A 25258-nucleotide genomic window follows, 5' to 3' on the forward strand; every position below is an offset into this window, starting at 1 on the left:
GATGCTTCGCCCCACTGTGCTGGCAGTGGAGTCCCCGGAGCGCAGCGATAGGGGCGCAACGGTCTCCCGCGGGAGGAGCGGAGGCGAGATCGACGAACCCGGGACAAAATGCTGTTAAAGGGCGTCAATTCCAAGGTGGGCGGTTGCGGAGGATGTTCCAGAGCGCCAGGGTCGTCTGGCGGAAGCCGGGGACCCGGCCCACCGCGCCCGGCGCCACGGTCCCGCGGGGAAGTCGGACCCGGAGCACGTCGGAGAGCGCCTCGAAGACCAGGGGCGGCTCCAGCTCCAGGGCTTCGCCGTCGATGCCGACCGGGACCGGTGCGCCCGACTCGACCGTGAGGCCGGACGCCGTCCAGGACTGCACCGCGAGCGGGCGGGCGCGTACCACGAGGATGCCGAGTTCGCCGGTGTCGATGCGGGGGCGGCCGCCGAGGGCGACCGGGGTGGCGACGGCGTACGGGTTGTTGGAGACGAGGATGAGGGCCGCCGAATCGTACGGTTCGCCGTCCGGGCCGGCGAACCGCAGGTCGAAGGGGGCGGCGTCCGCGCCGAGCAGGTCGGGCAGCATCGTGGCCGCTGTGAGCAGTTTGGCCTCGCGGTACTCCTGCGCCTGGACGATCATCGCGTACGCGCCGAGCGAGACGTTGTTGACGAACACGCGGCCGTTGACGCTGCCGAGGTCGATGCGCCGCTCGACGGCCCGGCCGAAGCCGTCCAGGGCCCGGACCGGGTCGGTCTTGTCGAGGCCGAGATCCTGCGCGAAGTGGTTCCGCGTCCCCGCCGGTACGCACACGAACGCGACTCCGTGCCGCCGGGCGACGTCGGCCACGAGTGCCTGCGAGCCGTCCCCGCCCGCTATGCCGATCGCGGTGGCTCCGTCGCGTACGAGGGAATCGGCCAGCTCTTGAAGATCCTGGCCGGGGGTGAGCGTCTCGACCCGGATGCCGCGGCGGCGGGCGCGGGCGGCGAGGGCGGGATCGGCGCCGCCCGAGGCGGGATTGACGATGAGGACGGGCTTGAGCGCGGCCTTGACGGAGACGGCGACGGGCGGTGGGCCGGTGTCGGGGGCGAGCGGGCGGTGGCGGCCGATCGCGGCGCGGGCGAGCGCGACGGAGGCGACGGAGAGCACGATCACGGTGATGACGCCGGCGAGCGCGGTCAGGCCGAGCAGCCAGCCGGCGGCGGTGAGGCAGGCGACGGCGAGCGCGAGTCCGAAGATCCGGCGCGCACCCCGGTTCACCAGGGCGAGCCAGCCCGACAGGACCGCGCCGGCCACCGCGACCAGGGTCACGGCGAGCGCGAACGGGTGTCGCAGGAGGACCCAGCCGACGGCGGCGATCGCGCCCGCGAGGGCGAGCAGCGCGCCGACGGCGGCGAGGCGGTTACGCAGCGGAGGCGGGCTCACGGTCGTAGTCTCGCAGAATGGACGCAGAACGCGAGCCGATCGACGTACCGAGGGAGATCGTGACCGAGCTGGACCACGTGGACCGGCTGGTCTACGCGGCGGTGGCCGGTTCGAAGACCCCGACCATCGACGACGGCCTGCGCCGGCTGTCCAACGCGGCCAACAACTCCCGGCTGTGGATGGGGGTCGCCGCCGGGCTGGCCCTGTTCGGGCCGCGCGGCCGTCGCGCCGCCGCGTCCGGGCTGATCGCGATCGCGGCCACCTCCGCGCTGACCAACCTCCTCCTCAAGACCACCGTGGTACGCAGCCGCCCCGATCGCGCCTCCGCCGCGGTGGCCCGGTCCCGCCACGTACGCATGCCGGAGTCGACGTCGTTCCCGTCCGGGCACTCCGCGTCGGCCTTCGCCTTCGCGACCGCGGCCGGCGACGCGCTCCCGATCGCGACCGTGCCATTGCACGCCGTCGCGGGCGCGGTCGCGTACTCGCGGGTCCACACGGGAGTGCACTATCCCGGGGACGTGGTGGTCGGCTCGTTCGTCGGCTTCATCGTCGGCACGGCGGTCAACGCCGCCTTCAAGATCGTCCCAAGACGTCGTTGAGGTCGTAGGAGACCGGCTCGTCGAGCTGCTCGAACGTGCACGACTCCGGGGTCCGGTCCGGGCGCCAGCGGGAGAACTGGGCGGTGTGGCGGAAACGCGTACCCTCCATGTGGTCGTAGCGGACCTCGACGACGCGTTCGGGCCGCAGCGGCGTGAAGGACAGGTCCTTGCCCGCGTTCCACCGGCTGTACTCCGAGCCGCGCGGCGGCCGCTCGCCCTCGTGCTGGGCGGCCCAGTTCCACGGGTGCCCGTCGAACGTGGTCACCAGCGGCTGGAGCTCCTCGAAGAGGCTGATCCGCCTGGCCATCGGGAACGCGCCGATCACCCCCACGCTGGCCAGCCCGCCGTCCGCCTGGTAGAGCCCCAGCAGCAGCGACCCGATCCGGTCCGGCCCGCTCGTGTGCACGCGGTAGCCCGCGATCACGCAGTCCGCCGTCCGCTCGTGCTTGATCTTGAACATCGTGCGCTTGTCGGGTTCGTAGAGCCCGTCGAGGGGCTTCGCCACGAGACCGTCCAGCCCGGCCCCCTCGAACTGGTGGAACCAGCGTCCGGCCAGCTCCCGGTCGGTTGTCGCGGGCGTGAGGTGGATCGGCGGCCGCGCACCGGCGAGCGCCTGGACGAGGGCCTGCCGCCGCCGCGCGAACGGCCACTGGGTCAGGTCGTCGTCGCCCAGCGCCAGCAGGTCGAAGGCCACGAAACTCGCCGGGGTCTCGGCCGCCAGCTTGGCCACGCGGCTCGCCGCGGGATGCAGCCGCAGCTGCAGCGCCTCGAAGTCCAGCCGCACGCCGCCGGGAGCGACCAGGATCAGCTCGCCGTCGACGACGCAGCGCTGCGGGAGGTTCGCCTTCACGGCCTCGACGACCTCCGGGAAGTACCTCGTCATCGGTCGCTCGTTGCGGCTGCCCAGCTCGACCTCGTCGCCGTCGCGGAAGACGATGGTCCGGAACCCGTCCCACTTCGGCTCGAAGCTCAACTTCCCGTCAGGGATGCCTTTGACGGCCTTCGCCAGCATGGGGGACACAGGCGGCATCACAGGCAGCTCCATGCCCACCATTCTGCTCCCGCTGTCCAGGTTCAAGATCCCTATCCGCTGGAATCACGGGCGGGAGTCCAGATGAGGGGGAGGTCGAAGGCGGGGAAGAGGCGTTCGTCGAACGTGGTCATCTCCACCACCTTGTCGCCTTCGACCCGCAGGACGTCGATCTTGAACGCCCGGTACGCCGAGTCGCCCCACTTGCGCAGATAGCTGGCGGCGGCCGGCATCCGGTTGGCGCGGACCGGGACCAGTTTCCAGTCGCCGATGCTGCCGTCCCCGAAGGCGTTGCGGAGCAAGGGTTCCACCGTGGCGTACCCGTCGAAGAGCATGGGCAGGGGCGGCATGGTGACGCGGATGTCCTCGCGGAGCAGGGCGAGGGCGGCTTCGGCGTCCGCGCGCTCGTGGGCGTCGATCATCCTGCGGAGGAGGTCGCGCTCGTAGGCGCTGGGCGCGGCCGGGGCCGGGCGGTGCCGGGCGAGGGTCGCGCGGGCGCGCTGGAGGGCGCTGTTGGCGGCGGCCTCGGTCAGGTCGAGGGCGGCCGCCGTCTCGCGGGCCGGCCACGCGAGGACGTCCCGCAGGATCAGGACGGCCCGCTGGCGTGGCGGCAGCAGCTGGATCGTCGCCAGGTACGCGAGCTCGATCGTCTCCTTCGCGACGACCACGGCGTCCGGCTGGTCCTCCGCCGGGGCGGCCTCGTCGAGCAGCCGGTCCGGGTACGGCTGCAGCCACGGGATGTCCGCATAGGACCCCGCCGCCGGTACGCGCCGCTTCCTGGCCCGGATGAGGTCGAGCGTGGTGTTCGTGGCGATCTTGTACAGCCAGGCCCGGTAGTTCGGGCCGCCGTCGAAGCCCGCCCGGTGCCGCCAGGCGCGTACGAGGGTGTCCTGCAGGGCGTCCTCGGCGTCCTCGAACGAGCCGAGCAGGCGGTAGCAGTGGATGTGCAGCTCGCGGCGGTGCCGGGCGACGAGGCGGCCGAACGCCTCCTCGTCCCCGGCGGTCGCGGCCGCGATCAGCGCGAGATCGCTCACCCGCTCCACGGTAGCCGCGGTCACAGCACCAGCCCGCATGTCACGTTGACGATGGTGCTGGTGATGCCGGCGGCCCGGTCCGAGGCGAGGAACGCCGCCGTGTCGGCCACCTGTGCGATCTCGGGCGCCCGGCGCAGCGCGGCGGCCTGGCCGATCATCTGCTTGACCAGTTCGGGGTCGGGCGCGTTGTCGCCGCCGACCGCCCGGAGCTTCGCCGGTGTCAGCGTCTCCGAGACCGCCGCCGTCCAGATCCCGGCGACGCGTACGCCGGCCGGCCCCACCTCGGCCGCCAGGTAGCGCATGAAGGTCTCCAGCGCCGCGTCGGCCGGACCGGTGCCGCCCATGCCGGGCGCGGTGCCCTGCGAGGAGCCGCTGGTCAGGTGCAGGATCACGCCGGAACCCTGCTCGGCCATCCGGCGGGCGGCCGTGCGGGCGGTGATGAAGGCGCCGAGGATGCCGTCGGTCACCGGGCGGGCGAAGTCGGCGGCGGCCATCTCCAGCAGCGGCCGGCCCTGGACGTCGCCCCGGGCGGCCAGGTTGAAGGAGACGTCGACGCGGCCGACCGAGTCGACGTGGGCGGCGACGGCGGCCTCGTCGAGCACGTCGAGCACGGTCGTCGCCACCGTGCCGCCGTCGGCCCGGATCTCGCCGGCCAGCTTGTCCAGCACCGCGGCGTTGCGGCCCGCCACGAAGACGGCCGCGCCCTCCCGGGCGAACGTGCGTGCGATGCCGCCGCCCAGGGCGCCGCCGCCGTAGATGATCACATTCTTGTCGCTCAGCAGTCGTGTCGTCATGCTCATGGAACGCCGGGCCGGACGCGTACTCATCGGTCCTCCGCGAAGATTCTGGAGAAATTCCGCGGGGGAAATGTCGTAGGCACGGTGGAGGCTGGGGCCGTGACCGTCACAGAAGAGGCGCCGGCCGCCCCGGTGACCCACGCCGGCGGGCTGTCGATGCCGCAGGGCGTGGCGCTCTACGTGGGCGCCGTCCTGGGTACCGGCGTGATCGCGCTGCCCGCCCTCGCCGCCCGCGCCGCCGGCCCGGCCTCCCTGCTCGCCTGGCTCGGCCTCGTCCTCGCCTCGATCCCGCTGGCCGCGACGTTCGCCGCGCTCGGCGCCCGCCATCCCGACGCGGGCGGCGTCTCGACCTACGCCCGGCGCGCGTTCGGCCCCCGGGCCGCGGCCCTCGTCGGCTGGTGGTTCTACGCCGCGGTCCCGGCGGGCGCACCGGCCGCCGCCCTCTTCGCCGGCGGCTACGTCACCGCTGCCTTCGGCGGGGGCACCACGACCACCTACCTCACCGCCGCCGGCCTCTTCCTCGCCGTCGGCCTGGCCAACTACTTCGGCGTACGCGTTTCCGGGCGGGTCCAGCTGGCGCTGGCCGGCGTACTCGTGGTGCTGCTCGTCGTGGCGACCGTCGCCTCGCTGCCGCACGCGGACCTGGGCAATCTGCGGCCCTTCGCGCCGCACGGCTGGGCCGCGGTCGGGTCGGCCGCCGCGCTGCTGGTCTGGAGCTTCGCGGGCTGGGAGGCGGTGACGCACCTGGCCGCGGAGTTCCGCCGGCCGGCCCGCGACCTGCCCCGGGCGACGGCCGCGGCGATCGTGGTGGTCGGCGGCCTGTACCTGGCGATCGCGACGGCGAGCATCCTCGTGCTCGGCCCGGCGGCGGGCGACTCCGACGCGCCCCTGGCGGAACTGCTGGCGCGCGGCCTCGGCGGGCCGGCGAAGGCGATCGGCGCGGTGGTGGCCGTGCTGCTCACCCTGGGCGTGATGAACACGTACTTCGCGGGCGCGGCGAAGCTGGGTTCGGCGCTCGGCCGCGACGGCGCGCTGCCGGCCTGGCTGGCGCGCGGCTCGCAGGCCGGCTCGATCCCGCGGCGCAGCCTCGGCCTGACCATGCTCGTCGCGCTGCTCGGCTGCGCGGTCGTGGCCGTGACCGGCGTGGGCACCGGACCGCTCGTGCTCGCCACGACCGGCTGCTTCGTCGCCGTCTACGCGGTCGGCACCGCCGCCGCGATCCGGCTGCTGCCGCGGCGTACGGCGGGGTGGTGGACGGCGGTCGTCGCGCTCGTGACGGTGGGCGTCCTCATCGTGACGACCGGGCCCTATCTGGTCTGGCCCGTGGTCGTCGGCGTCGCGGCGCTGATCTACGTCCGCCGCAGGAATGTCATCGTGTGATCGAGCCGGTACCGTGTGCGCGTGGGCGGCTACGGACTCCAGCTGATACTCGTGTTCTTCCTCATTCTCGTGAACGCGGCGTTCTCCGGCAGTGAAATGGCCCTGGTGTCCTTGCGGGACAGTCAGATCCAGCGGCTGGAGAGCAACTCCCGGGGCGGCCGCGTGCTGGCCAAGCTGGCGCGCGACCCGAACCGGTTCCTCGCGACCATCCAGATCGGCATCACGACGGCCGGCTTCCTCGCCTCCGCGGCGGCCGCGGTCTCGCTGGCCGAGCCGCTCGTGAAGGCGTTCGCGTTCCTCGGGTCCGCGGCCGACGCCGCGGCGATCGTGGTCGTCACCCTGGTCCTGACGTTCGTGACGCTGGTGTTCGGGGAACTCGCGCCCAAGCGGATCGCGATGCAGCGGGCCGAGGGCTGGGCGCTGTTCGTCGCGCGCCCGCTCGACTGGCTGTCGTCCGCCACCCGCCCCGCCGTCTGGCTGCTCGGCCGGTGCTCGGACATCGTCGTCGGGCTCTTCGGCGTCGACCCGGCCGCCGGCCGCGAGGAGATCTCGGTCGAGGAGATCCGCGATCTCGTCGTCGCGCAGCGGCATTTCAGCCCCGAGCAGCGCACGATCATCGCGGGCGCCTTCGACATCGCCGACCGTACGCTGCGCGAGATCATCGTGCCCCGTCGCGAGGTCACCTACCTGCGGGCCGATCTGCCCGTGGCCGAGGCGCTGGGCCGGCTCGCCGATTCCGGGCACTCCCGGGCGCCCGTCTGCGGTCCCGAAGGGCTCGACGACGTCGTGGGCGTCGTGCACCTGCGCGATCTGCTGGGCGGCGACCCCACCCAGGCCGTACGCGACCGGGCCCGCGAGCCCCTCTTCGTCCCCGAGACGCTGACGGTGTCGCACGCGATGCGGCAGATGCGTACGGAGCGGCAGCAGCTGGCCCTCATCGTCGACGAGAGAGGGGCGATCGACGGCATCGTCACGATGGAAGACCTCGTCGAGGAGGTCGTCGGCGAGATCTACGACGAGACCGATCCCGACATCGAATCGGCGATCACCGAGCCGGACGGCGCGTACCTGGTGCCGGGCAGTTTCCCGCTGCACGACCTGCCCGACCTCGGCATCGACAGCGCCCGGTTCGAGGACGCCGACTACACCACCGTGGCGGGGCTGGTCCTCGCGCACCTCGGCCAGATCCCGAAGCAGTCCGGCGACATCGTGTCCCTGCCCGGGCTGACCTGCGAGGTCATGGCGATCCGGGGCCGGGCCATCACCCAGGTGCGCCTCCGCCGGACGAAGAGCCGTTAATCGATCATGCAGGGCGGGTACGCTCCCGCCGTGCCCGCTTCCATCCGCCAGTACACCGTGGACGGTCTCGACGATGTGCAGGTCGTCGCCATCATCGGTGATCTGGACCTCGACTCCGCCGCCCAGCTGCGGGAGGCCCTCGCCGGCCTCGTCGAGCGCGGTGTGACGCGTATCGTCGTCGACCTCGGCGACCTGCGGTTCTGCGACTCGACGGGGCTTTCGGTCCTGATCACCACCCAGCTGCGGTGCCGCCGTGACGGAGGATTCCTCCGCCTCGCGGCGCCCGGCCCGGCCATGCGCCGCCTGCTGGCGGTCGTCGGCGTGGCCGACCATGTGACGGCCTTCGAGACGGTACGCGCCGCCGCGAGCGCCGACCTGTCCCAGCAGCTGCGCCCGTACGCCTAGAAGAGACCGGAGACAGGCGGTGGACCGGGCTCACCGGTCCACCGCCTCATGCCCCGTCGCGGCAGCGGGGACGACTGCCCCACCGTCCCGCGCCGCCGACGGGCCGCTTGTCAGAATCCTTGGAACGGGTTCAGAAGACCGACCATCCCGACATCGAAGTGAAATGATCGAGTGCCTCGATCGCGGCGATCGAGTTGCCCGACCGGTCGAGCCCGGGTCCCCAGGCGCAGATCGCGCCCCGGCCCGGTGCGATCGCGAGGATGCCGCCGCCGATCCCGCTCGTGGCGGGCAGTCCGATGCGGTGCGCCAGATCGGCGCTGGCACCGTAGAGGCCGGAGGTCAGCATCGTCGCGTTGATGCGCCGGGTGTCCGCTTCGGACAGCAGCCGGCTGCCGTCCGCGCGTACGCCCCGCCGGGCCAGGAACAGTCCGGCGAGGGCGAGATCCCGGCACGAAGCCGCGACCGCGCTCTGGCCCACATAATGTTCGAGCACCATCCCGATCGGGTGGCGCAGGTTGCCGAAGGCCGCGACGAGCTGGGCGATGGCCGTGTTGCGGTGGCCGTGTTCCAGCTCGTCGGCGACGATCTCCTTGTCGAGCTCGACGCCGGGATTGCCGGACTCCGAGCGGATCAGGTCGAGGACGGCCTGGCACGCCGCCCCGCCCGCGACGGCCAGCAGCCGGTCGACGACCACAAGCGCGCCGGCGTGCAGGAAAGGATTGCGCGGTACGCCGAACGCGGCGTCCAATGCGGACAGTGAATGCGGCGGCCGGCGGCCCATGCGCCCCCACGAGACGGCACCGTCGTGCGACACCACGAGGGCGAGGGCGAAAGCCTTGGTGATGGACTGCGCGGAGAACGGGACGAGCCAGTCGCCCGCGCCGAAGACCTCCCCGTGCACGGTCGCGACGGCGATGCCGAAGCTGCGCTCGTCGACTTCCGCGAGAGTGGCCACGTCGGGCGACAACCGGCCGGAACCGAACCACGGCCGGGTGGCGGCGTACGCGGAGTCGAGGATGGCCTGCACCCGTCGCTCCCTTCCGCCGCGCCTGCCCGGTGAGGACGGTGGTGACGGCGGGGGCCCCGCACCGGGCGACCCGCCGTCCCCGTCCGGCCACCGGGATGGTGGTGGCCGGCCCCCCATGGGAACGCCGATCCCCTAGCGTTCCCATGTGTTCCTCGCCCCATCAGCGTGCGGGATGGGCGACCCTCTGGGAAACGGCTGAACCCCTTGCACGTCCCTTGCGTGCCCCTAGGGCCTGTCTCCCGGATCATTCGCGGCCCGTTGGCGGCCTCAGACGACGAGATCCGGGAGACAGGCCCTAGGTCCGCAACGGGTCCTGGCCCTCCGCCGCCAGCAGGTCGTGGAGGTTCGTGAGGATCGGGGCCCAGCCCTGGCGCCATCCCTCCACGTCCTGCGGCCGGGCCAACTGGTCGTGGTGCAGGATCAGGCGTACGCCCTTCTCGGCGGGTTCCAGGTCGAACGCCACCCGGGTCGTGTGGCCGTCGCCGGACGTCTGGCGGAACGAGTAGGCCAGGCGGCGGGGTTCCTCGTATTCGAGCACCTCGCCGGTGTCGGTCACGGTGTCGGAGTCGCCGTCGTGGAAGCGTACGGGGGAGCCGATCTTCCAGTCGGATTCGATGCGGCGGTCGAACCAGTAGCGCCGGGTGATCTCACCTTGGGTCAGCGCTGCCCAGAGCCGCTCCGGTGTCGTCGGAATCTCGTCTTCATATACGAACTTGGTCATATCGTCATCTTCGTCCGCTTGTGGCGACCTCGCAGCACGGCGGCCGGCGGCGCGAGGCACACTCGATGGGGAACAACCGAAAACGAGGAGATCACATGTCGGTCAGCGAGACCGTCCCGGCCAGGTCGGCCGCCCGCAGTCTGCGCCCGGTGCTGTTCGGGCTCGCGCTCCTCACGGTGCTCGGGCTGCTGTTCGGCGTACCGTGGTGGATCATCACCCAGGCCTGGCCGGCGCCGGTGAGCGTGGTGGGCACGGTGGTCTTCGCGGTGGCGCTGCCCGCGATGCCCGCCCTCATGTTCCTGGGGCACGGCCCCAGGCAGTGGGACGCCGCGGCCCGCGCGGGCGACAAGCTGGTCGGCATCATCTGGGTGCTCTTCACCTGGTCGGTCATCGGCGCCGTGGCCCGGATCTTCGTCGCGCCGAAGATCGTCGCGGTCGCCGTGCTCGCCGTCGCGGTCGTCCTCCTTGCCTACGGGTACGCCGAAGCGATGCGTACGCCCCGCATCCGCAAGGTCGACGTGGTCCTGCCGAGGCTGGGCGCCGGACTGGACGGGATCAAGGTCGCGCTGATCACCGACACGCACTACGGCCCGATCAACCGGGCGAAGTGGTCGCGGAACGTGGCCGCCGCCGTCAACGAGCTGGAACCGGACATCGTCTGCCACACCGGAGACATCGCCGACGGTACGCCGGTGCAGCGCGCCGAGCAGTCCGCCCCGCTGGGCACGATCCGGGCCGCGTACGCGCGGGTCTACGTGACCGGCAACCACGAGTACTTCGCCGACGCGCAGGGCTGGCTGGACCGGATGACGGAACTGGGCTGGGAGGCCCTGCACAACCGGCACATCCTCGTCGAGCGGGGCGGATCGACGCTGGTCGTCGCCGGTGTCGACGACTACACGGCGGCCGGATCGGGCCTGCCCTCGCACCGCCAGGACCACGCCGCGGCGCTCGCCGACGTGGCCGCCGACCAGCCGGTGCTGCTGCTCGCCCACCAGCCCAAGCAGATCACCCGGGCGGTGGAGGCCGGCGTCGACCTGCAGATCTCGGGGCACACGCACGGCGGGCAGATGTGGCCGTTCCACTACCTGGTGAAGGTGGACCAGCCGTCGGTGCAGGGGCTCACCCGGCACGGCGAGCGTACGCAGCTCTACACGTCGCGGGGGACCGGGTTCTGGGGGCCGCCGTTCCGCATCTTCGCGCCCTCGGAGATCACCCTGCTCACCTTGCGGTCCGCCTAGGGCAGCGCGTCGGTGAGATGAGCCAAGCCGTACGCCAGCCGGCGGAAGTAGGTCGCCCGCGACAGGTGCAGCCGGTGCGCGAGAAGATCGTGGCCGCCGGCCCGGCGTACGAAGTAGAGATCGAGGATCCGGCCGGCCTCGGCGTCCTCCGGTTCGGGGGACGCCGCCAGGGCGCTGATGAGGGCGACGAGCAGCCGGGCGAGCGCCTCGGGGGACCCGGCCCGCTCGGCGAGAGGTGAGGACGCCAGCCGCGCGGGCACCCGCAGGTTGGTCAGCGCGTCGCGGACGGCTTCTTCGCGAGGGCGGCGCCCGCCCAGCCGGGTCAGCCACGCGGACAGGGAGTCCGGGGCGAACCGCCGCGTGTAGACGGCGCTGCCGCGCCCGCACCGGTAGACGTCCGACCGGGTCTCGCCGAGCCGGCGCAGCCCGAACCGCGCGGACATCTGCTGGTAGGGCAGGAACGGCGTCGACACCACGAGCCGGCCGGCCGTGATCGCCGACGACAGGATCTCCCGGACGAGCATCGGCTGCGTGCGCGCGTACGCGGGGCGGATGGCCATCATGCCGACGACGAGACCGGGTTCGCCCGACGACAGCAGGCCGGGCGCGTACTGCTGCAGGAGCGGGTCCAGGACGGGCAGGTCCGCGTCGAGCTCGGTCAGGTTGACCATCCCGATCGGACGGTCCTCGCCGTCGACGGCCAGCCGGAAACCGTGCGACCGCCCGGCCAGCCACAGCCCGAGCATGCGATCCGCCCGGCGCCGGGTCAGCCCCTCCGCGGCCGCCCAGATCCGGACCAGCTCGCCCAGCGCGTCCGCGTCCTGCGTCCCCGCGGCACGTACGCGTACCGGCCCGGGCGCCTCGGCGAACAGATCACGGCGTACGCGCGGGGCGCCGGACAGGTACAGCACCTGATCGGCCAGGCGGGCACGCAGCACGGGGTCCTCGGTCCGGCCGAGCTGCCGGTACCGGGTCGCGACCGTCCGGGCGGCCGCCTCCGCCCGCCGAGCCGGATGCCGCCACGTGTACGCGAGCTCGAACAGCGTCCGGAACGGCTCGACGACGCTCAGCCCGTGCGGTTCGTCGCGTACCACGCTGAGGTCGCGGAGCCGGTCGAAGGCGTCGGCCGGCAGGCGTACCAGGTCGGCGAGGAGATCCGCGTCAGCGCCGTCCACCGTGGAGATCACGGGCAGGGCGGCGGCCAGCCGGGGACGGATCTCCGTGGCGAGGCGGCGCAGGACCTCGGCACACGCGGCGTCGGCCAGCGCCCCGGGCACGCGTACTCCCGCGCGGCAGGCCCGGGCCAGCACGTCCGCCAGGAGAGGCAGGCCGCCCGCCAGGCGTACGACGAGATCGGGATCGTCGAGATCCGCGCAGAGCGAGCGGATGTCGGCGTCGGACCACGGCGTGAGCTCGACGACCTCGAGGCCGGACTGGCCGAGGGGGCGACGGCTCTCCCGCGCGAGGCCCGGGAAAGCGGCCAGCAGCCGGCTCTTGCCGACGCCGAGCGGACCCGTGACATTGACCGAGACCGGGCCGCTGGCCTGCGCCAACACTGTGAGCCGGGCCAACGCCTCGTCGCGATGCAGCCGCACGGAGGGCGAGACTACCATTGATGAGACTTGATTGATACCGCGCCGCGCGTCGATCCTCCTAGCGTCGGATGCATGACCATCACCCGCATCCTCGCCGCCGCGGTGCTCGGCGCCGGCAGCCTCGCGTTCCTGTCCACCCAGCCGGCCAACGCCGCCGTGAACCCCGCCAACTGCACGTGGGGCTACAACCTGTCGATCAACCAGGTCTCCGCGACCTGCTTCGACCCCGTCCAGTCGAACTGGTACCTGCGGCTCGGCTGCGACCGTTTCGACGGCCGCCACCTCAACATCAACGGAACCCTCGTCTACGGTCCCGGCACGGGCACCTCGATCGCCCGCTGTCCTGCCAACACCGAGATCGTCAGTGAGACCATCATCAATCTCTGATGGTGCGCGGGGGCGCTACCGTGTAAGCGGAGGGCGCCCCCATGATCACTTACTATCGCGACCCGACCGTACTGGTGACGTCGGCGTACGTGCAGGTGGAAGGGCGCGCCTGGCGCCTGAGTGAACTCGAGTACGTCTGGCACCGCGAAGCACCCCCGACCTGGCGCGTACGCGGCCGCACCGCCAGTCGCGGCCTCCTCAACACCGCCATGATCCTCGTCGGGATCCTCGGCTTCGTGCTGCTCATCGCATTCCTCGCCGCGGGGTACACCGAGGCCACCTCGGTCGGCGGGGTGCCACGGTCCACATTGCTGCTCCTCGCGGTGGTACTCATCCTGATCGGAGTGGGAGTGCCGGTCTGGGAGTGGGCGCTGCACCGGGTGGACGAGAGCTATGACAAAGGCGATGCGATCTACGAGATCTGGGCGCAGGTGGACGGGCGGTCGGTCCTGGTGCTGCGGCTGGCGGACCTGACGCGCTTCGGCCAGATCTATCGTGCACTCGAACGAGCGTTGGGCGGATGATCGCCGCTTTGCCTTTGCCGCTCCTTGCCTTTGCCGCCTTGGTGCCTTGCCGCCTTGGTGCCTTGGTGCCTTGCCTTTGTCGCGACTGTCCGACTTGTGCACCCGAGTATCCGACGATCTTGCGCGAATGCCCCGAATCTCGTCCCGTGTACCCGAATTGCCCGGACATTCGCGCAAGATCGTCGCTGGTGTTGAGGGTCAAGGGCGGCGCTTCGGCTCGGCTCGGTCGGGCTCGGCTCGGTCGGGTTCAGCTTGGTCGGGTTCAGCTTGGTCGGGCTCGGCTTGGTCGGGCTCAGTTTGGTCGAGCTCAGTGTGGCCCGGTTGGGCTTTGTCGCGACTGTCCGATATGGGTGGCGGGGACCATCTTCGATGGCGCGATCGTGTGACGCTATTCCGGCAACGGAGGCTGATTGGCCTTGATCGTGTAACGCCATCTCGGCAGGAGAGCGCTTTCGTGCCGGAATAGTGCTACATGATCAAGGAGGTGGCCTCGATCATGCTGGGCCCGTGGTCAGGCCGTCCCGGACTTTGTCGCGACTGTCCGATACGGGGGTTGGGTGGGCCGGCTCGCTGGTGATCGTTTGCGGCTGGGATGTAGTTTTCGGGCCTGTTCCCTCGATCCACTACGGCTGGGATGTAGGTAGGGGGCGGTCTGCCGCATGTGGAGCGCTGTGAATCTTGGGCGAGGGGCGGGTTTGACATCTCTACCGCTGTGGATCACGCTCAAGCTGCTTGATCGTCGGCTTCTCCCGTGGTGTGGGAAGGATCTTCCGGCGGGTGGGCCGGGGTCGCCGATTTCTTGATCGATGACGGGTGGGGTGTAAATCCGGCCCGATCTGCATGATCGTTTACGCGTCAGGTGTAGCTGAGGGCGGTCAGCGTGCTCCAGAACCGTAAACGATCATGCGATCGGTGGCCGTTTTACACCTGAGCCGTAAACGATCACCCCTCCGGCCCGCCAGCGAGCACCCATATCGGACAGTCGCGACAAAGGCCAGCCGGTTCCGGGGCGGGCGGCCCGGGATCAGTCGACCCGGGGCTGGACGGCCCGGCCTGGCGGGTCGGAGCTGGACGACCCGGGCCAGACGGATCGGCGTTGGATGGCCCGGGGTCAGACGGGTCGGAGTCGGACAGTCGCGACAAAGGCCAAGCAGGCCGGCCCGGAACGGTCTCCCCTCAAGCGGAACGGGGGCGAGACCGAGGACCGGAACTCGATCTTGATGGAAAAGGGAGAACAGGATCAGCGGGGACGGCGCTGGAAGCGGAGGGCCAGGGGTACCCAGAGGCCTTCGAGCTGAATCCCCAGCGTGATCTTGCTCTGCCCGGTCAGCCGGTCGTCGAAGTGGATCGGTACCTCGACGGTCTTCACGCCCGCCAGCAGGGCCCGGTAGTTCATCTCGATCTGGAAGCTGAATCCGGTGCTGCGTACGTGGGCGAGGTCGATGGACTTGAGGGAGTCCGCCCGCCACAGCTTGTAGCCCGCCGTCGTGTCGGCGATGCGCAGCCGCAGGACCGTGTTCACGTACGCGCTGCCGCCCCGGCTCAGCATCCGCCGGTAGAGGGCCCAGTTCGAGGAGAGCGATCCGCTGGCGACGTAGCGGCTGCCGATGATGAGGCCGGCGTCGGTCGACAGCATCGTGCCGAGCATCTGCGGGATGAACTCCGGCGGGTGGCTGAGGTCGGCGTCCATCTGGATGATGAACTCGTCGTCGTGGGCCATCGCCTCGGCCATGCCGGCGAGGTGGGCCTTGCCGATGCCTTCCTTGGCCGTGCGGTGCACCACGAGCATGCGGTCCGGGCGTTCGGCGTTGTACTCCGCGGCGAGGCGGTCGGCCAGGTCGCCGGTGCCGTCGGGGGAGTTGTCGTCGACGATGATGACGCGCAGCCGGGAAAGTTTCAGGGCGAACAGCCGCTCCAGCAGTTGCGGCAGGTTGTCCACCTCGTTGTAGGTGGGGACCACCACCGCCACCGGCGCGTCGCACCAGGGTTGCGGCAGCACCACGGCGGGGCCGAAGCGTGCGGCCGGGCCGCTTGCGAGCGCTGTGGTCATCCGGGCGTTCCTCTCCGCATCATCCGATCCGGCGGACCGGCTCGGCCTTTCAGGGACGGCAGTCGAGTCGGTAAAGCCTAGCCTGTGGCCGGGCGGGTGCGGCAAATCGTGCCGCCCACCCGGCCGTGACGACCGTCTGAGCAGGAGGAACGCGTACGCGTGATCAGAGCTGGTAGAACGTGACGTAGTGGTCGGGGGTGAACCAGACGACGCCGCTGCTGCGATTGACGACGATCCGGTACGCGTCCCGCGCCGCGCCCTTGGCCCGCGGGTACACGTCGTACTCGTAGTAGGTGGCGCCCGCCGGGAGTTCGCCTTCCCGGTTCTGGAACCGGCCGCCGGTGTAGTTGTAGAGGCCGCCGCTCCAGGTGTACCAGCCGGCGGTGGTCGGGTAGCCCTTGGCCGACCAGCCCGTCCGGGCGGTACGCGCGTCGGCGCAGCGGGAGACGGTGCAGGTGGGGTAGACGGACGCCTGGGCGGGCTGCGCGACGACCGTGGTCGCGACGAGGCCGGCGAGGACGGCGACGAGGGTGACGACGAGCCGGGCGACCCGGCGGTACGCGGTCGAGGTTTCCATGGCGACCATGATGTGACGACTTTCGTCAATATGGAACATCACGAATACAAAAAACCGCGTGAACTCTGGGGCACACGCAAGGCGGTGACGCGCAAGGCGGTGACGCGTACGGCGGTAATCATGACCGGGCCCGCGACAGAAGAAGGGCAGGAGCAGAACGGAGGACCGCATGGGGCCACCGCACGACGAACAGTGGTTCACCGGAACCTACGAGAGACACTATCCGCAGGTCGTCCGCTATGTGCTGCGCCGGACGGCCGACGCCGACCTGGCTGCCGAGCTGGCCCAGGACACGTTCGCCGTGGCCTGGCGGCGGCGCCGGGACGTGCCCGAGCACTGCCTGCCCTGGCTGTACGCGGTCGCCCGGCGGCTGCTCGCCAACCACTGGCGGGCCGGGCGTTCGGGGGAGCGGGCCATGGCCGAGGTGGACGCCGGGTACTGGGACGGGGACGCCGATGCTGTCGCCGGTGTCGCTGATCTGCGTACGGCGCTGGGTGCGTTGTCCGAGGCGGATCAGGAGATCCTCCGGCTCGTGGGCTGGGAGGAGCTGACCGTCGCCGAGGCCGCGCAGGTGCTCGGGTGTACGCGTACGACGGCCGCGGTGCGGTTGCACCGGGCGCGCAAACGGCTGCTGGCGAGCCTGGACCGGCCCAGGGAAAGGGTGGAGACCCGATGACGACCGAACAGACAGTCCGCGACCTGCTCGGGCCGGCCGATCCGGCCCGCGGTGTCACGATCGCCCCGGCCCGCCGGTCCGCGGCCGACCTCATGGCCGCCGGCGACGACCGCCGTTCCCGCCCCACGCGCCGCCTCGTGCTCGCCGGCGGCGCGCTCGCCGCGGCGGCCGCCGTCGCCGCGGTCGCCCTCCGGACACGATCTACTGTGGACGACGGCACGGTGCTGGTCCCGGTCGCGTACCAGTTCGGCGACGAGGCTCCGGCCGCGCGCCAGGAACTGCTCGCGCTCGCCGCCCGCCTCACGGACGCCGCCTACGAGCATCACACCGGACAGTACGCGTACCACCTGCTCCAGAGCTGGGGAGATCCCGTGGTGACGGCCCCCGACGGCCGGAGCTCGATGTCGTACGCGCTGCGGATCCGGACGTGGCTCGCCGCCGACGGATCCGGCCGGCAGATCACCGACGAGATGCAACGGGAGTACCCGGATGCGGGTTCGCGGGCCTACTGGTCCGGCCGGCCCTCGCCGATCGGTGGCGGATCGACGGACCTGTCCGCGACCCCGGTCCCGCCGCTGCCGGACTCGCCGGCCGGACTGACGCAGCGGCTGAAGGTCGAGTACGGCGGCGGCGCGGTCGCGAAGGAGGTGGCGACGGTCTACGCCGAGTACGCCGTCCCCAAGGCGACCCGCGCCGCGATCCTCCGGGTGCTCGCGGACGTGCCCGGGTGGGTCTGGCGGGGGAACGTGACCGACCGCGCCGGGCGGGCCGGTGTGGCCGTGACCTTCGACGATCGCGTACACCACCAGCAGAACCTGCTCGTGTTCGATCCCGGCACGGGCGGGCTGCTCGCGCACGAACTCGTCACCTTGCTCGCGCCGGTGCGGATCTCGGCGTACCAGCTGATCCTGGCGACCGACCGCACCGGCGCGATCGGTTCCTAGAGGGCGGCCGCGTTCATCAGGTCCAGGGCGCTCTGCTGACGGGCGGCGTCGGTCTTGTCCACCGGCCCCGCCCAGTGCGCGCCGTAGGTGTCCAGAGCCGTCCGGTCGGACGCGTACGCCGCATCCGCGTTCCGCTTCAGGTACGCCGCATACGGATGATCACTCAGGTACGCGTTGAGCGCTCCGAGGCCGCGCGCGTACGCGCCCTTGAAGGTGGTGCCGTCGCCGCCGCAGTCGCCGCTCTCGCACGGCTCGCGCAGCAGGCCGCCGCTGTTCAGCGTGGCGCTGGTGCTGGACGCGCCGGCCAGGTTGCGCGCGGTGGTCGCGAGGCTCGCGTCACCGGTCGCCCGGGCCAGCTCGACCAGCCCCGCCAGCGGTACGCCCTGGTTGTACGTCCACACGGTGCCGCCGTTGTTCTTGCAGGTGGAGAGGTTGATCCCGTCGTTGATCAGGTTCGACGAGTTGATCATTCCGGTGCCCTGGAACCAGGTCCACTCGGCCCGCGCCCGCGCCAGGTAGGTCGAGTCGCCCGCGACCCGGTTGTGCAGAGCCGCGGTCACCTGCAGGTACAGGCTGTTGGCGATGGCGTTCTTGTAGGTCTTCGCGGTGCTCCACCAGACCCCGCCGCCACACGTCGAGTCCCAGTACCGCGCCATGTAGTCGGCCGCGTTGCGCGCCGTCGTCAGATAGCGCCCGTCCCCGGTCAGGTCGTACGCGTCGATCCAGGCGAGCGCCCACCAACCCGTGTCGTCGATGTACGTGTTGGTGAACCCGCCGCCGCCCTGGAGGGAGTACGTGCGGTCGATCGCGTACCGGTAGCTGGGCATCCCGGTCACGCGTACGTTGTCGATGATCGCGGTCAGCGCGTTGGCCGAGTTCCACCAGCCGGTCGTGTCGAACAGGCCGGTGCCGAGGTTGTAGAACTCCATGAGCCCGGTCGCCGCCGCGGTACGCCGGTTGCCCGCGTTCCACGTCGTCCGCGCCCAGGGCGTGCAGGCGACCTCGGGACGGTCGCCGGCCTTGCCGCACGCGCGCAGCGCCCCGACGCCGAGATTCGCCCAGTCGTCCACATTGAACATCAGCGTACGCCAGCCGCGCTGGCCGGCCGGGATGGACGTGTCGCCGAGCTTGCTGCCCGAACCCCAGGTACGCCCGCCGTCGAAGGACCGGTCGAGCCATACCTCGTCGCCGGGGTTGCCGGTCTCGATGGAGGCCCAGCCCATGTCGTCGCCGTCGTCGAAGTGCAGGACGATGCCCCGGCCGTAGACGGCGGTCCGGACGGGCTGGCGGTCGCCGAGGGTCAGGGCGGGGTCGCGCGCGTCGCAGTACTTGTCGCAGATGGTGGCCGCGGCCGCGGGCACGGCCGGCACGACGAGGACCGCGAGCGCCCCGATGATCAGGGAGGATGTCCAAGAGAGCGCTCTCATGGAGCGTTCTTAACAGAAACGTCGATAACCGTCAATGACGCACGGCCCCCCAAGATCCCGCTTGGATCAGGTTTTCGCACGTAATCATGGTCCATGATTCGGGTGATTTCCCTGATCCAAGCGGGATCTTGGGGCAGCGGGATCTTGGGGCGGCGGGGCGGGGCGGCGGGTGGGCGGCGGGGCGGGTGCGGTCAGGGGATGGCCGCGCGGGCCAGGCGGGCGGCTGCCTCGGCGGCGTCGCCCGCGATCGCGACGGTGGCGCCGCGGGTGGTGAGCAGGCCGGCGACCGCCGTCTGGACCGGGGTTCCGCCGGTCAGCAGGCCGCCGGCGAGCACGATCGGGCCGTCGGGGTCACCGAGATCGTCCAGGGTGGCGACCAGTTCCCGGGCGGCATCGTCCACGATGGACTTCGCCACCGGGTCGTCCCCGGCATGGGAGCACACGACCGGTGACAGGGCGCCGAGCCCGCCGGCCCGGGCGGCGTTGCCCCAGCGGACCAGACCGTCCACATCGGACGCGCCGGCGTGCCGCCGGACCTCGTCCGCGAAGGCGGATGCCGGCCAGTGGCGCACGACCCGGCGGACGGCTTCGAGGCCCAGCCAGACGCCGGAACCCCGGTCGCCGAGCAGCCATCCGTGCCCGTCCGCCGTACGCGTGATCGCCGCGTCGCGTACAAGGGCTGCCACTGCTCCGGTGCCCGCGATGAGGACGGCGCCCCGCGGCGCGTGCGTGCCCGCGGCGAAGGCGGTGACCGCGTCGGCGAAGGGCAGGAGCGGGGCGGTGAGGCCGAGTTCGGCGAGCGCCCGGTCGTAGTGGGCGCGGGCGGCGGCGACGCCGGTGACGCCCGCGACCCCCAGGGCGACGGCGGCGACCCGGTCCGGGGACCGGCCCTCCAGTGCGGCCCGTATAGCGAGCTGGAGGGCGGCGGCCGCCGCCGCGCCGTCGGTGACGGGATTGCCCGGACCGGCGTGCCCCCGCCGCAGCACCGCGCCCGAGGAGTCCACGAGGACCGCGCGGGTCGAGGTGCCGCCCGCATCCACGCCCACGATCAGGTCCCGTGCCTCGTCCGTCATGCGGCAGATCTCAGCATAGGAAAACAACTATTGACAAGACCTCGCCGCGATCGTAATTTTCATCGCAACCCAGAGCACGTGAAAATTTCGGAAAGGGAACCTGAGCATGTCGGTGGTGAGCGGCGGCCTCATGGAGCGGCTGAAGACGGAGGGTCCGGGCCTGCCCGACGCGCTGGCGCGCATCGCGGAGCAGATCCTGGCCGACCCCGAGGCGGCGGCCCACGCCAGCATCGTCGACCTCGCCGAACGGGCCGGCACCTCGACGGCGACCGTGACCCGGTTCAGCCGGATGTTCGGCTTCCGGGGGTACGCGAACCTGCGCGTCGCCGTCGCGACCGAGACCGGCCGGGCCGAACAGGCCCGCTGGGAGACCGACATCAGCGGGGACATCGCGCCGGGGGATTCCCTCGACCGCGCGCTCAACGTGATCGCGACCGCCGACACGCGGGCCATCCAGGCGACCGCGGCCGGGCTGGATCTGTCCGCAGTGGACACCGTAGCCGCCGCCATCGCCGGGGCGGGCCGGGTCGAGATCTTCGGGCTGGGCAGCAGCGGCACCGCCGGGCATGAGATGGCGTTCCGGCTGGAGCGCATCCGCATCCCGGTCTGGTACCGGCCGGACGCCCACCGGGCGCTGACCAACGCGGCCCTGCTGGGTGCCGGGGACGTGGCGATCGGCCTGTCCCACTCGGGGCGTACGCGGGAGGTCATCGAGGCGCTCGCGGAGGCGGGCGACCACGGTGCCACCACCGTCGCCATCACCTCCTTCGGCCGCTCGCCGCTGGCCGAGGTGGCCGACGTCGTGCTGACCACGACGGTGCACGAGACCACCTTCCGGCTGGCCGCGCTCTCGGCGCTGCACTCGCAGCTGGTCGTGCTGGACCTCATCTACGTCGCCGTGGCGCAGAAGACGTTCGACCGCACAGCCGAGGCGCTGGAGGTCACCGTCCGCGCCGTCGACGCCCATCGGCTGCCCGACACCGCCAAGCGCCGGGGCGCGGTCGCGCGAGCAGAAAGTCCAGTCCAGAAGAAAGGCAAGACGCGTGACGATCAGTAGCGCTGCGTACCTGACGGTGATCCGGGAGGCGATCGAACGGGTCGGCTCCGGCCAGCCCGAGCGCCTCGCGGCCGCCGCCGAGATCCTGGCCTCGGCCGTCGCCAAGGGCGGGGTGATCCAGGCCTTCGGCTGCGGGCATTCCGAGGCGCTGGCCATGGAGATCGCCGGCCGGGCGGGCGGGCTCGTGGCCTCCAACCGGCTCGCCCTGCGCGACATCGTGCACTACGGGGGCGATCCGGCCACGGTGCTCGCGGATCCGTCGCTCGAACGCGACCCCACCGTCGCCCGGCGTATCTACGACCTGGCGCCGGTCGGCCCGGACGACGCGTTCGTCATCGCCAGCAACTCCGGCGTCAACGGGGCGATCGTCGAGATGGCTCTGGTGGTCAAGGAGGCCGGGCACCCGTTGGTGGCGATCACCTCGGTGGCGCACAGCGCGGGCGTGGACTCCCGGCACCCGTCCGGCAAGAAGCTCGGCGACCTCGCCGACGTGGTCCTCGACAACGGCGCGCCCTACGGCGACGCCGCCCTGCCCCTGCCCGGCGGCGGCAGCATCGGCGCCGTCTCCTCGATCACGGCCGCGCTGCTGGCTCAGCAGCTCGTCGCCGACGTAGTCGCCCGGCTCCTCGACGCCGGGATCACCCCGCCGGTCTACCTGTCCGACAACGTGCCCGGCGGGCGCGAGCACAACAACCAATTGGAAGCGCGGTACGCCGGGCGCATCCGGCGTACCGCTTAGGAGAAGAGAGAACCGCTGCGATGGTTCATTTCCCCTCGTCAAGAGTATCTTCCACGGTTCCGGCCTCCCGCCGCGCCGTGCTTTCCGCCGCGGTCGCGGTGGCGGCCACCCCTGTTCTGGCCGGTTGCGTGACCTCCTCGGGCGGCGGCAACGAGTCCGCCGGCAGCGGTGCCAAGACCGCGGACAACCCGCTCGGCGTACCGGCCGACGCGGGGCTGGAGGTCGTCATCTTCAAGGGCGGCTACGGCGACGACTACGCCAAGAGCGCCGAGGCCACGTACACGCAGAAGTTCCCGAAGGCCAAGGTCGACCACAAGGGCATCCAGCGCGTCGGCGAGGCGCTCCAGCCCCGGTTCGTCGCCGACACCCCGCCGGACGTCGTGGACAACTCCGGTGCCGGCCGGCTCGACCTGCCGACCCTGGTCGCCTCGGGCAAGCTGGCCGACCTGACCGAGCTGCTGGACGCGCCCGCGTACGACAGCCCGGACAAGAAGGTCCGCGACACGCTCCTCGCGGGCGTCGTCGACGACGGCACGTTCGGTGGCAAGGTGGCGACGCTGAACCTCACCTACACCGTGTGGGGCATGTGGTACTCCAAGCCGCTGTTCGACAAGCACGGGTGGGCGTACCCGCAGACGTGGGCGGACATGCTCACGCTCTGCGAGGAGATCAAGAAGGCGGGCATCGCGCCCTGGACCTACCAGGGCAAGTACCCGGAGTACATCAACGACCCGATGCTGACGATGGCGGCCAAGACCGGCGGCACGGACCTGCTGAAGTCGGTCGACAACCTCGAACCGAACGCGTGGAAGAACGCGGCGCTGATCGGCGCGGCCGAGGCGTTCGCCGAGCTGGCCGGCAAGGGCTACATCATGGCCGGCTCGGAGGCGCTGTCGCACACCGAGTCGCAGGCGGCCTGGTGCCAGGGCAAGGCGGCGCTGATCCCGTGCGGCTCGTGGCTGGAGAGCGAGCAGAAGGGCGTCACCCCGGCCGGTTTCGACATGGTGATGGGCACGGTCCCGTCACTGACCACATCGGACAAGATGAAGGTCACCGCCATCGAGGCGGCCAGCTCCGAGTCCTTCCTCGTCCCCGCGAAGGCCAAGAACAAGCAGGGCGGCCTGGAGTACCTGCGCATCCTGTTCTCCAAGGCGTCGGCGAAGTCGTTCGCACAGGCCAACTCCACGTTGCCGGCCATCGCCGGGGCGACCGAGGGGCTGTCCCTGTCGCCCGCCCTCACCTCCGTACGCGATGCGGCGGAAGCCGCCGGGACCGAGGCGTTCAGCTACCGGTTCCGCAGCTGGTACGCGCCGCTGGCCAAGGCGGTCGACGACGCGACGGCCGAACTGGTGAACAAGCGGATCAATGCGCAGGCCTGGGCCGACCGGGTGCAGAAGGCCGCCGACGCCGTCGCCAAGGACACCACTGTCACGAAGTACACGCGCTGATGAAACACGGAAGGTACCGGTTCATCATCGGCGCACTCGTACCCGCGCTGATACTGCACGCGCTCTTCGTGCTCTCGCCGTACGCGCAGGCGTTCTACCTGTCGCTGACGGACTGGACCGGTGTCGCGGGCAACGCGCACTTCGTCGGGTGGGGCAACTACGCCCGCCTCGGCGGGGACGCGCTGTTCCTCGATGCGCTGCGCAACAACGCCGTGATGTTGGTGGCGGTGCCGGTGGTGACCATCGGGATCGGGCTCTTCCTCGCCTCCATGCTGCACCTCGGCGGGCGGCGGAGCCTTCACGGCGTACGCGGGGCGGCCTTCTACAAGATCGTGTACTTCTTCCCGCAGCTGCTGTCGCTGGCGATCGTGGCGGTGCTCTGGCAGTTCGTCTACAACCCCAACAACGGGCTGCTGAACGGGACCCTGCGGGGCGTGGGGCTGGGCGGGCTGGCGCGCAGCTGGCTCGCCGAGCCGAACCTGGCCCTGGCCGCGGTGATGACGGTGATCGTGTGGTCCTCGGTCGGCTTCTACATGGTGCTGTTCAGCGCCGCGATGGACGCCATCCCCAAGGAGCTGTACGAGGCCGCGATCATCGACGGCGCGGGCGGCTGGTCGACGTTCCGCCGGATCACCCTGCCCCTGGTACGCGACAACGTCCGCGTGGCGTTCGTCTACCTGGGAATCGCCGCGCTGGACGGCTTCGCGATCGTGCAGATCATGACGGTCGGGCCGGGCGGGCCGGACGGGCACACCGAGGTGATCGGGCTGAGCCTGTACCGCAACGCCTTCACCTACGGCAAGTTCGGGTACGCCTCCGCGATGGGCGTGACGTTGTTCTTCCTGACGCTCGTGATCGCGGTCTTCGCCCTGCGGGGCGGCCGGGCGACGGACCGGGTGGAGGTGTAGACGATGAAGAGGGTGCCGCTGCACGTGGTCATGATGGCCTGGGCGGTCGTCACGGCGTTCCCGTTGCTGTGGGCGGTGATGAGCTCGCTGAAGAGCGACTCGGAGATCCTCGACAGCCCGTGGACGCCGCCGTCCCGGCCGCATTTCGACAACTGGTCCCGGGCGTGGGGTTCGGCCAGCATCGGCCGTTACTTCCTCAACAGCCTCATCGTCGTCGGGGGCGCCCTGGCGCTGACGATGGTGCTCGGCTCGCTGGTCGCCTACACCCTGGCCCGGTACGAGTTCCGGGGCAACCGGCTCGTCTACTACACGTTCGTCGCGTCCATGTTCTTCCCGGTGTTCCTGGCGCTCGTCCCGCTGTTCTTCGTCGTGCAGCAACTGGGACTGCTGGGCACCTATCCGGGACTGATCCTGGTCTACACGGCGTACGCGATGCCGTTCACGGTGTTCTTCCTGCACTCGTTCTTCCGCACGCTCCCGTCGGCCGTCGCCGAGGCGGCGTTCATCGACGGGTGCTCGCATCTCAAGGTGTTCTACCGGGTGATGCTGCCGATGGCCCGCTCCGGGCTGGTCAGCGTCGGCATCTTCAACTTCCTCGGGCTGTGGAACCAGTACCTGCTCCCGCTGGTGCTCAACCCCGATCCCGACCGGTACGTCCTGGCACAGGGGCTGGCGGCGCTGTCCGTCAGCCAGGGCTACCGCAGCGACTGGAGTGGACTGTTCGCCGGGCTCACCATCGCGATGCTCCCGGTGCTGTTCGCGTACGTCGCCTTCCAGAGACACCTGCGCGCCGGCCTCACGGCGGGCGCGGTCAGGTAACCGAGTTTCCCCAGACACCTGCGCGCCGGGCAGTCAGCCGGTGTCGCAGGCAGTGAACGCGGGCAGGGTACGCCGGCGCGACGTGGCGCCGGAACC

Annotated in this window: 25 protein-coding genes; 14 read left to right on the top strand and 11 right to left on the bottom strand. The window is 71.2% G+C overall.

Going from position 1 to position 25258, the window contains the following annotated elements:
- Positions 1-124 precede the first annotated feature (124 nt).
- Positions 125-1405, bottom strand: a complete 1281-nt coding sequence (locus G401_RS51115) for a diacylglycerol/lipid kinase family protein (RefSeq protein WP_051367835.1) — start codon at positions 1403-1405, stop codon at positions 125-127.
- A gap of 17 nt (positions 1406-1422) precedes the next feature.
- Between G401_RS51115 and G401_RS51120 the strand changes: the two genes are divergently transcribed.
- Positions 1423-2004 carry a phosphatase PAP2 family protein gene (locus G401_RS51120; protein WP_051367838.1) on the top strand — a complete coding sequence of 194 codons (582 nt, stop codon included), beginning with the start codon at positions 1423-1425 and terminating at the stop codon, positions 2002-2004.
- Here the strand turns inward: G401_RS51120 and G401_RS0137380 are convergent.
- From G401_RS0137380 to G401_RS0137390, 3 genes are read right to left on the bottom strand one after another with little or no spacing between them, the layout of a single operon-like run.
- Complete coding sequence (locus tag G401_RS0137380; RefSeq protein WP_027346504.1) at positions 1979-3049, bottom strand: ATP-dependent DNA ligase; 1071 nt, start codon at positions 3047-3049, stop codon at positions 1979-1981. The genes G401_RS51120 and G401_RS0137380 overlap by 26 nt on opposite strands.
- A gap of 38 nt (positions 3050-3087) precedes the next feature.
- Positions 3088-4107, bottom strand: coding sequence for an RNA polymerase subunit sigma-70 (locus G401_RS51125; protein WP_084558055.1), 1020 nt, complete (start codon positions 4105-4107; stop codon positions 3088-3090).
- Positions 4089-4895, bottom strand: a complete 807-nt coding sequence (locus tag G401_RS0137390; RefSeq protein WP_211240957.1) for an SDR family NAD(P)-dependent oxidoreductase — start codon at positions 4893-4895, stop codon at positions 4089-4091. Before G401_RS0137390 ends, G401_RS51125 begins: the two co-directional genes overlap by 19 nt.
- 126 nt (positions 4896-5021) lie before the next feature.
- On the opposite strand from G401_RS0137390, the gene G401_RS0137395 reads away from it, so the two are divergent.
- The 3 genes from G401_RS0137395 to G401_RS0137405 are packed head-to-tail and all read left to right on the top strand — an operon-like array spanning position 5022 to position 7949.
- Positions 5022-6245 (top strand): APC family permease, encoded by a 1224-nt coding sequence (locus tag G401_RS0137395; RefSeq protein WP_051367851.1) that lies wholly within the window; start codon positions 5022-5024, stop codon positions 6243-6245.
- A 21-nt stretch (positions 6246-6266) separates the two neighbouring features.
- A complete protein-coding gene (locus G401_RS0137400; protein WP_027346507.1) occupies positions 6267-7544 on the top strand; it encodes a hemolysin family protein in 1278 nt (425 codons plus the stop codon).
- Between the two features lie 30 nt (positions 7545-7574).
- Positions 7575-7949, top strand: a complete 375-nt coding sequence (locus G401_RS0137405) for an STAS domain-containing protein (protein ID WP_245602056.1) — start codon at positions 7575-7577, stop codon at positions 7947-7949.
- Positions 7950-8079: 130 nt separating this feature from the next.
- Here G401_RS0137405 and glsA read toward each other — a convergent pair whose 3' ends face one another.
- Together glsA and G401_RS0137415 are read right to left on the bottom strand one after the other, a co-directional pair.
- Positions 8080-8976: a glutaminase A gene (gene glsA, locus G401_RS0137410; RefSeq protein ID WP_027346509.1), complete on the bottom strand. Its 897-nt coding sequence runs from the start codon at positions 8974-8976 to the stop codon at positions 8080-8082.
- A gap of 295 nt (positions 8977-9271) precedes the next feature.
- Positions 9272-9697 carry an SRPBCC domain-containing protein gene (locus tag G401_RS0137415; protein ID WP_027346510.1) on the bottom strand — a complete coding sequence of 142 codons (426 nt, stop codon included), beginning with the start codon at positions 9695-9697 and terminating at the stop codon, positions 9272-9274.
- Between the two features lie 95 nt (positions 9698-9792).
- Between G401_RS0137415 and G401_RS0137420 the strand changes: the two genes are divergently transcribed.
- Positions 9793-10938 carry a metallophosphoesterase gene (locus G401_RS0137420; protein ID WP_027346511.1) on the top strand — a complete coding sequence of 382 codons (1146 nt, stop codon included), beginning with the start codon at positions 9793-9795 and terminating at the stop codon, positions 10936-10938.
- Here G401_RS0137420 and G401_RS0137425 read toward each other — a convergent pair.
- Positions 10935-12533, bottom strand: coding sequence for a P-loop NTPase family protein (locus tag G401_RS0137425; protein WP_157546749.1), 1599 nt, complete (start codon positions 12531-12533; stop codon positions 10935-10937). The genes G401_RS0137420 and G401_RS0137425 overlap by 4 nt on opposite strands.
- A 72-nt stretch (positions 12534-12605) precedes the next feature.
- Between G401_RS0137425 and G401_RS0137430 the strand changes: the two genes are divergently transcribed.
- Both G401_RS0137430 and G401_RS0137435 read left to right on the top strand, forming a co-directional pair.
- Positions 12606-12920, top strand: coding sequence for a hypothetical protein (locus tag G401_RS0137430; protein WP_027346513.1), 315 nt, complete (start codon positions 12606-12608; stop codon positions 12918-12920).
- A 41-nt stretch (positions 12921-12961) separates the two neighbouring features.
- On the top strand, positions 12962-13444 hold the full coding sequence (locus G401_RS0137435) for a DUF6232 family protein (RefSeq protein ID WP_027346514.1): 483 nt from the start codon (positions 12962-12964) through the stop codon (positions 13442-13444).
- A 1240-nt stretch (positions 13445-14684) separates the two neighbouring features.
- Here G401_RS0137435 and G401_RS0137440 read toward each other — a convergent pair.
- Entirely contained in the window at positions 14685-15494 is an 810-nt protein-coding gene (locus tag G401_RS0137440; RefSeq protein ID WP_051367841.1) for a polyprenol monophosphomannose synthase, read from the bottom strand.
- Between the two features lie 163 nt (positions 15495-15657).
- Entirely contained in the window at positions 15658-16071 is a 414-nt protein-coding gene (locus G401_RS0137445) for a ribonuclease domain-containing protein (RefSeq protein WP_027346516.1), read from the bottom strand.
- 169 nt (positions 16072-16240) lie between these two features.
- On the opposite strand from G401_RS0137445, the gene G401_RS0137450 reads away from it, so the two are divergent.
- Both G401_RS0137450 and G401_RS0137455 read left to right on the top strand, forming a co-directional pair.
- The gene (locus tag G401_RS0137450) at positions 16241-16747 is read left to right on the top strand and encodes an RNA polymerase sigma factor (RefSeq protein ID WP_027346517.1); all 507 of its coding nucleotides are present in this window, start codon (positions 16241-16243) and stop codon (positions 16745-16747) included.
- Positions 16744-17691 (top strand): CU044_5270 family protein, encoded by a 948-nt coding sequence (locus tag G401_RS0137455; protein WP_027346518.1) that lies wholly within the window; start codon positions 16744-16746, stop codon positions 17689-17691. The genes G401_RS0137450 and G401_RS0137455 overlap by 4 nt, the downstream gene beginning before the upstream one ends.
- Here G401_RS0137455 and G401_RS0137460 read toward each other — a convergent pair.
- Both G401_RS0137460 and G401_RS51130 read right to left on the bottom strand, forming a co-directional pair.
- Positions 17688-19118, bottom strand: coding sequence for a glycoside hydrolase family 76 protein (locus G401_RS0137460; protein WP_027346519.1), 1431 nt, complete (start codon positions 19116-19118; stop codon positions 17688-17690). The two genes, G401_RS0137455 and G401_RS0137460, sit on opposite strands and share 4 nt — an antisense overlap.
- Before the next feature lie 191 nt (positions 19119-19309).
- Positions 19310-20191 (bottom strand): N-acetylglucosamine kinase, encoded by an 882-nt coding sequence (locus G401_RS51130; protein WP_051367843.1) that lies wholly within the window; start codon positions 20189-20191, stop codon positions 19310-19312.
- A 106-nt stretch (positions 20192-20297) separates the two neighbouring features.
- Between G401_RS51130 and G401_RS51135 the strand changes: the two genes are divergently transcribed.
- The 5 genes from G401_RS51135 to G401_RS0137490 all read left to right on the top strand — a co-directional run bounded on the left by G401_RS51135 (position 20298) and on the right by G401_RS0137490 (position 25162).
- A complete protein-coding gene (locus G401_RS51135; protein WP_051367845.1) occupies positions 20298-21248 on the top strand; it encodes a MurR/RpiR family transcriptional regulator in 951 nt (316 codons plus the stop codon).
- A complete protein-coding gene (locus tag G401_RS0137475; RefSeq protein WP_027346520.1) occupies positions 21235-21987 on the top strand; it encodes a sugar isomerase domain-containing protein in 753 nt (250 codons plus the stop codon). The genes G401_RS51135 and G401_RS0137475 overlap by 14 nt, the downstream gene beginning before the upstream one ends.
- Before the next feature lie 77 nt (positions 21988-22064).
- On the top strand, positions 22065-23435 hold the full coding sequence (ngcE, locus tag G401_RS0137480) for an N-acetylglucosamine/diacetylchitobiose ABC transporter substrate-binding protein (RefSeq protein ID WP_027346521.1): 1371 nt from the start codon (positions 22065-22067) through the stop codon (positions 23433-23435).
- Positions 23435-24343 carry a carbohydrate ABC transporter permease gene (locus G401_RS0137485; RefSeq protein ID WP_027346522.1) on the top strand — a complete coding sequence of 303 codons (909 nt, stop codon included), beginning with the start codon at positions 23435-23437 and terminating at the stop codon, positions 24341-24343. Before ngcE ends, G401_RS0137485 begins: the two co-directional genes overlap by 1 nt.
- A 3-nt stretch (positions 24344-24346) precedes the next feature.
- Entirely contained in the window at positions 24347-25162 is an 816-nt protein-coding gene (locus G401_RS0137490) for a carbohydrate ABC transporter permease (protein ID WP_027346523.1), read from the top strand.
- Positions 25163-25258 lie beyond the last annotated feature (96 nt).

Source organism: Hamadaea tsunoensis DSM 44101, from assembly GCF_000428945.1.
In the GTDB taxonomy this organism is placed as follows: domain Bacteria; phylum Actinomycetota; class Actinomycetes; order Mycobacteriales; family Micromonosporaceae; genus Hamadaea; species Hamadaea tsunoensis.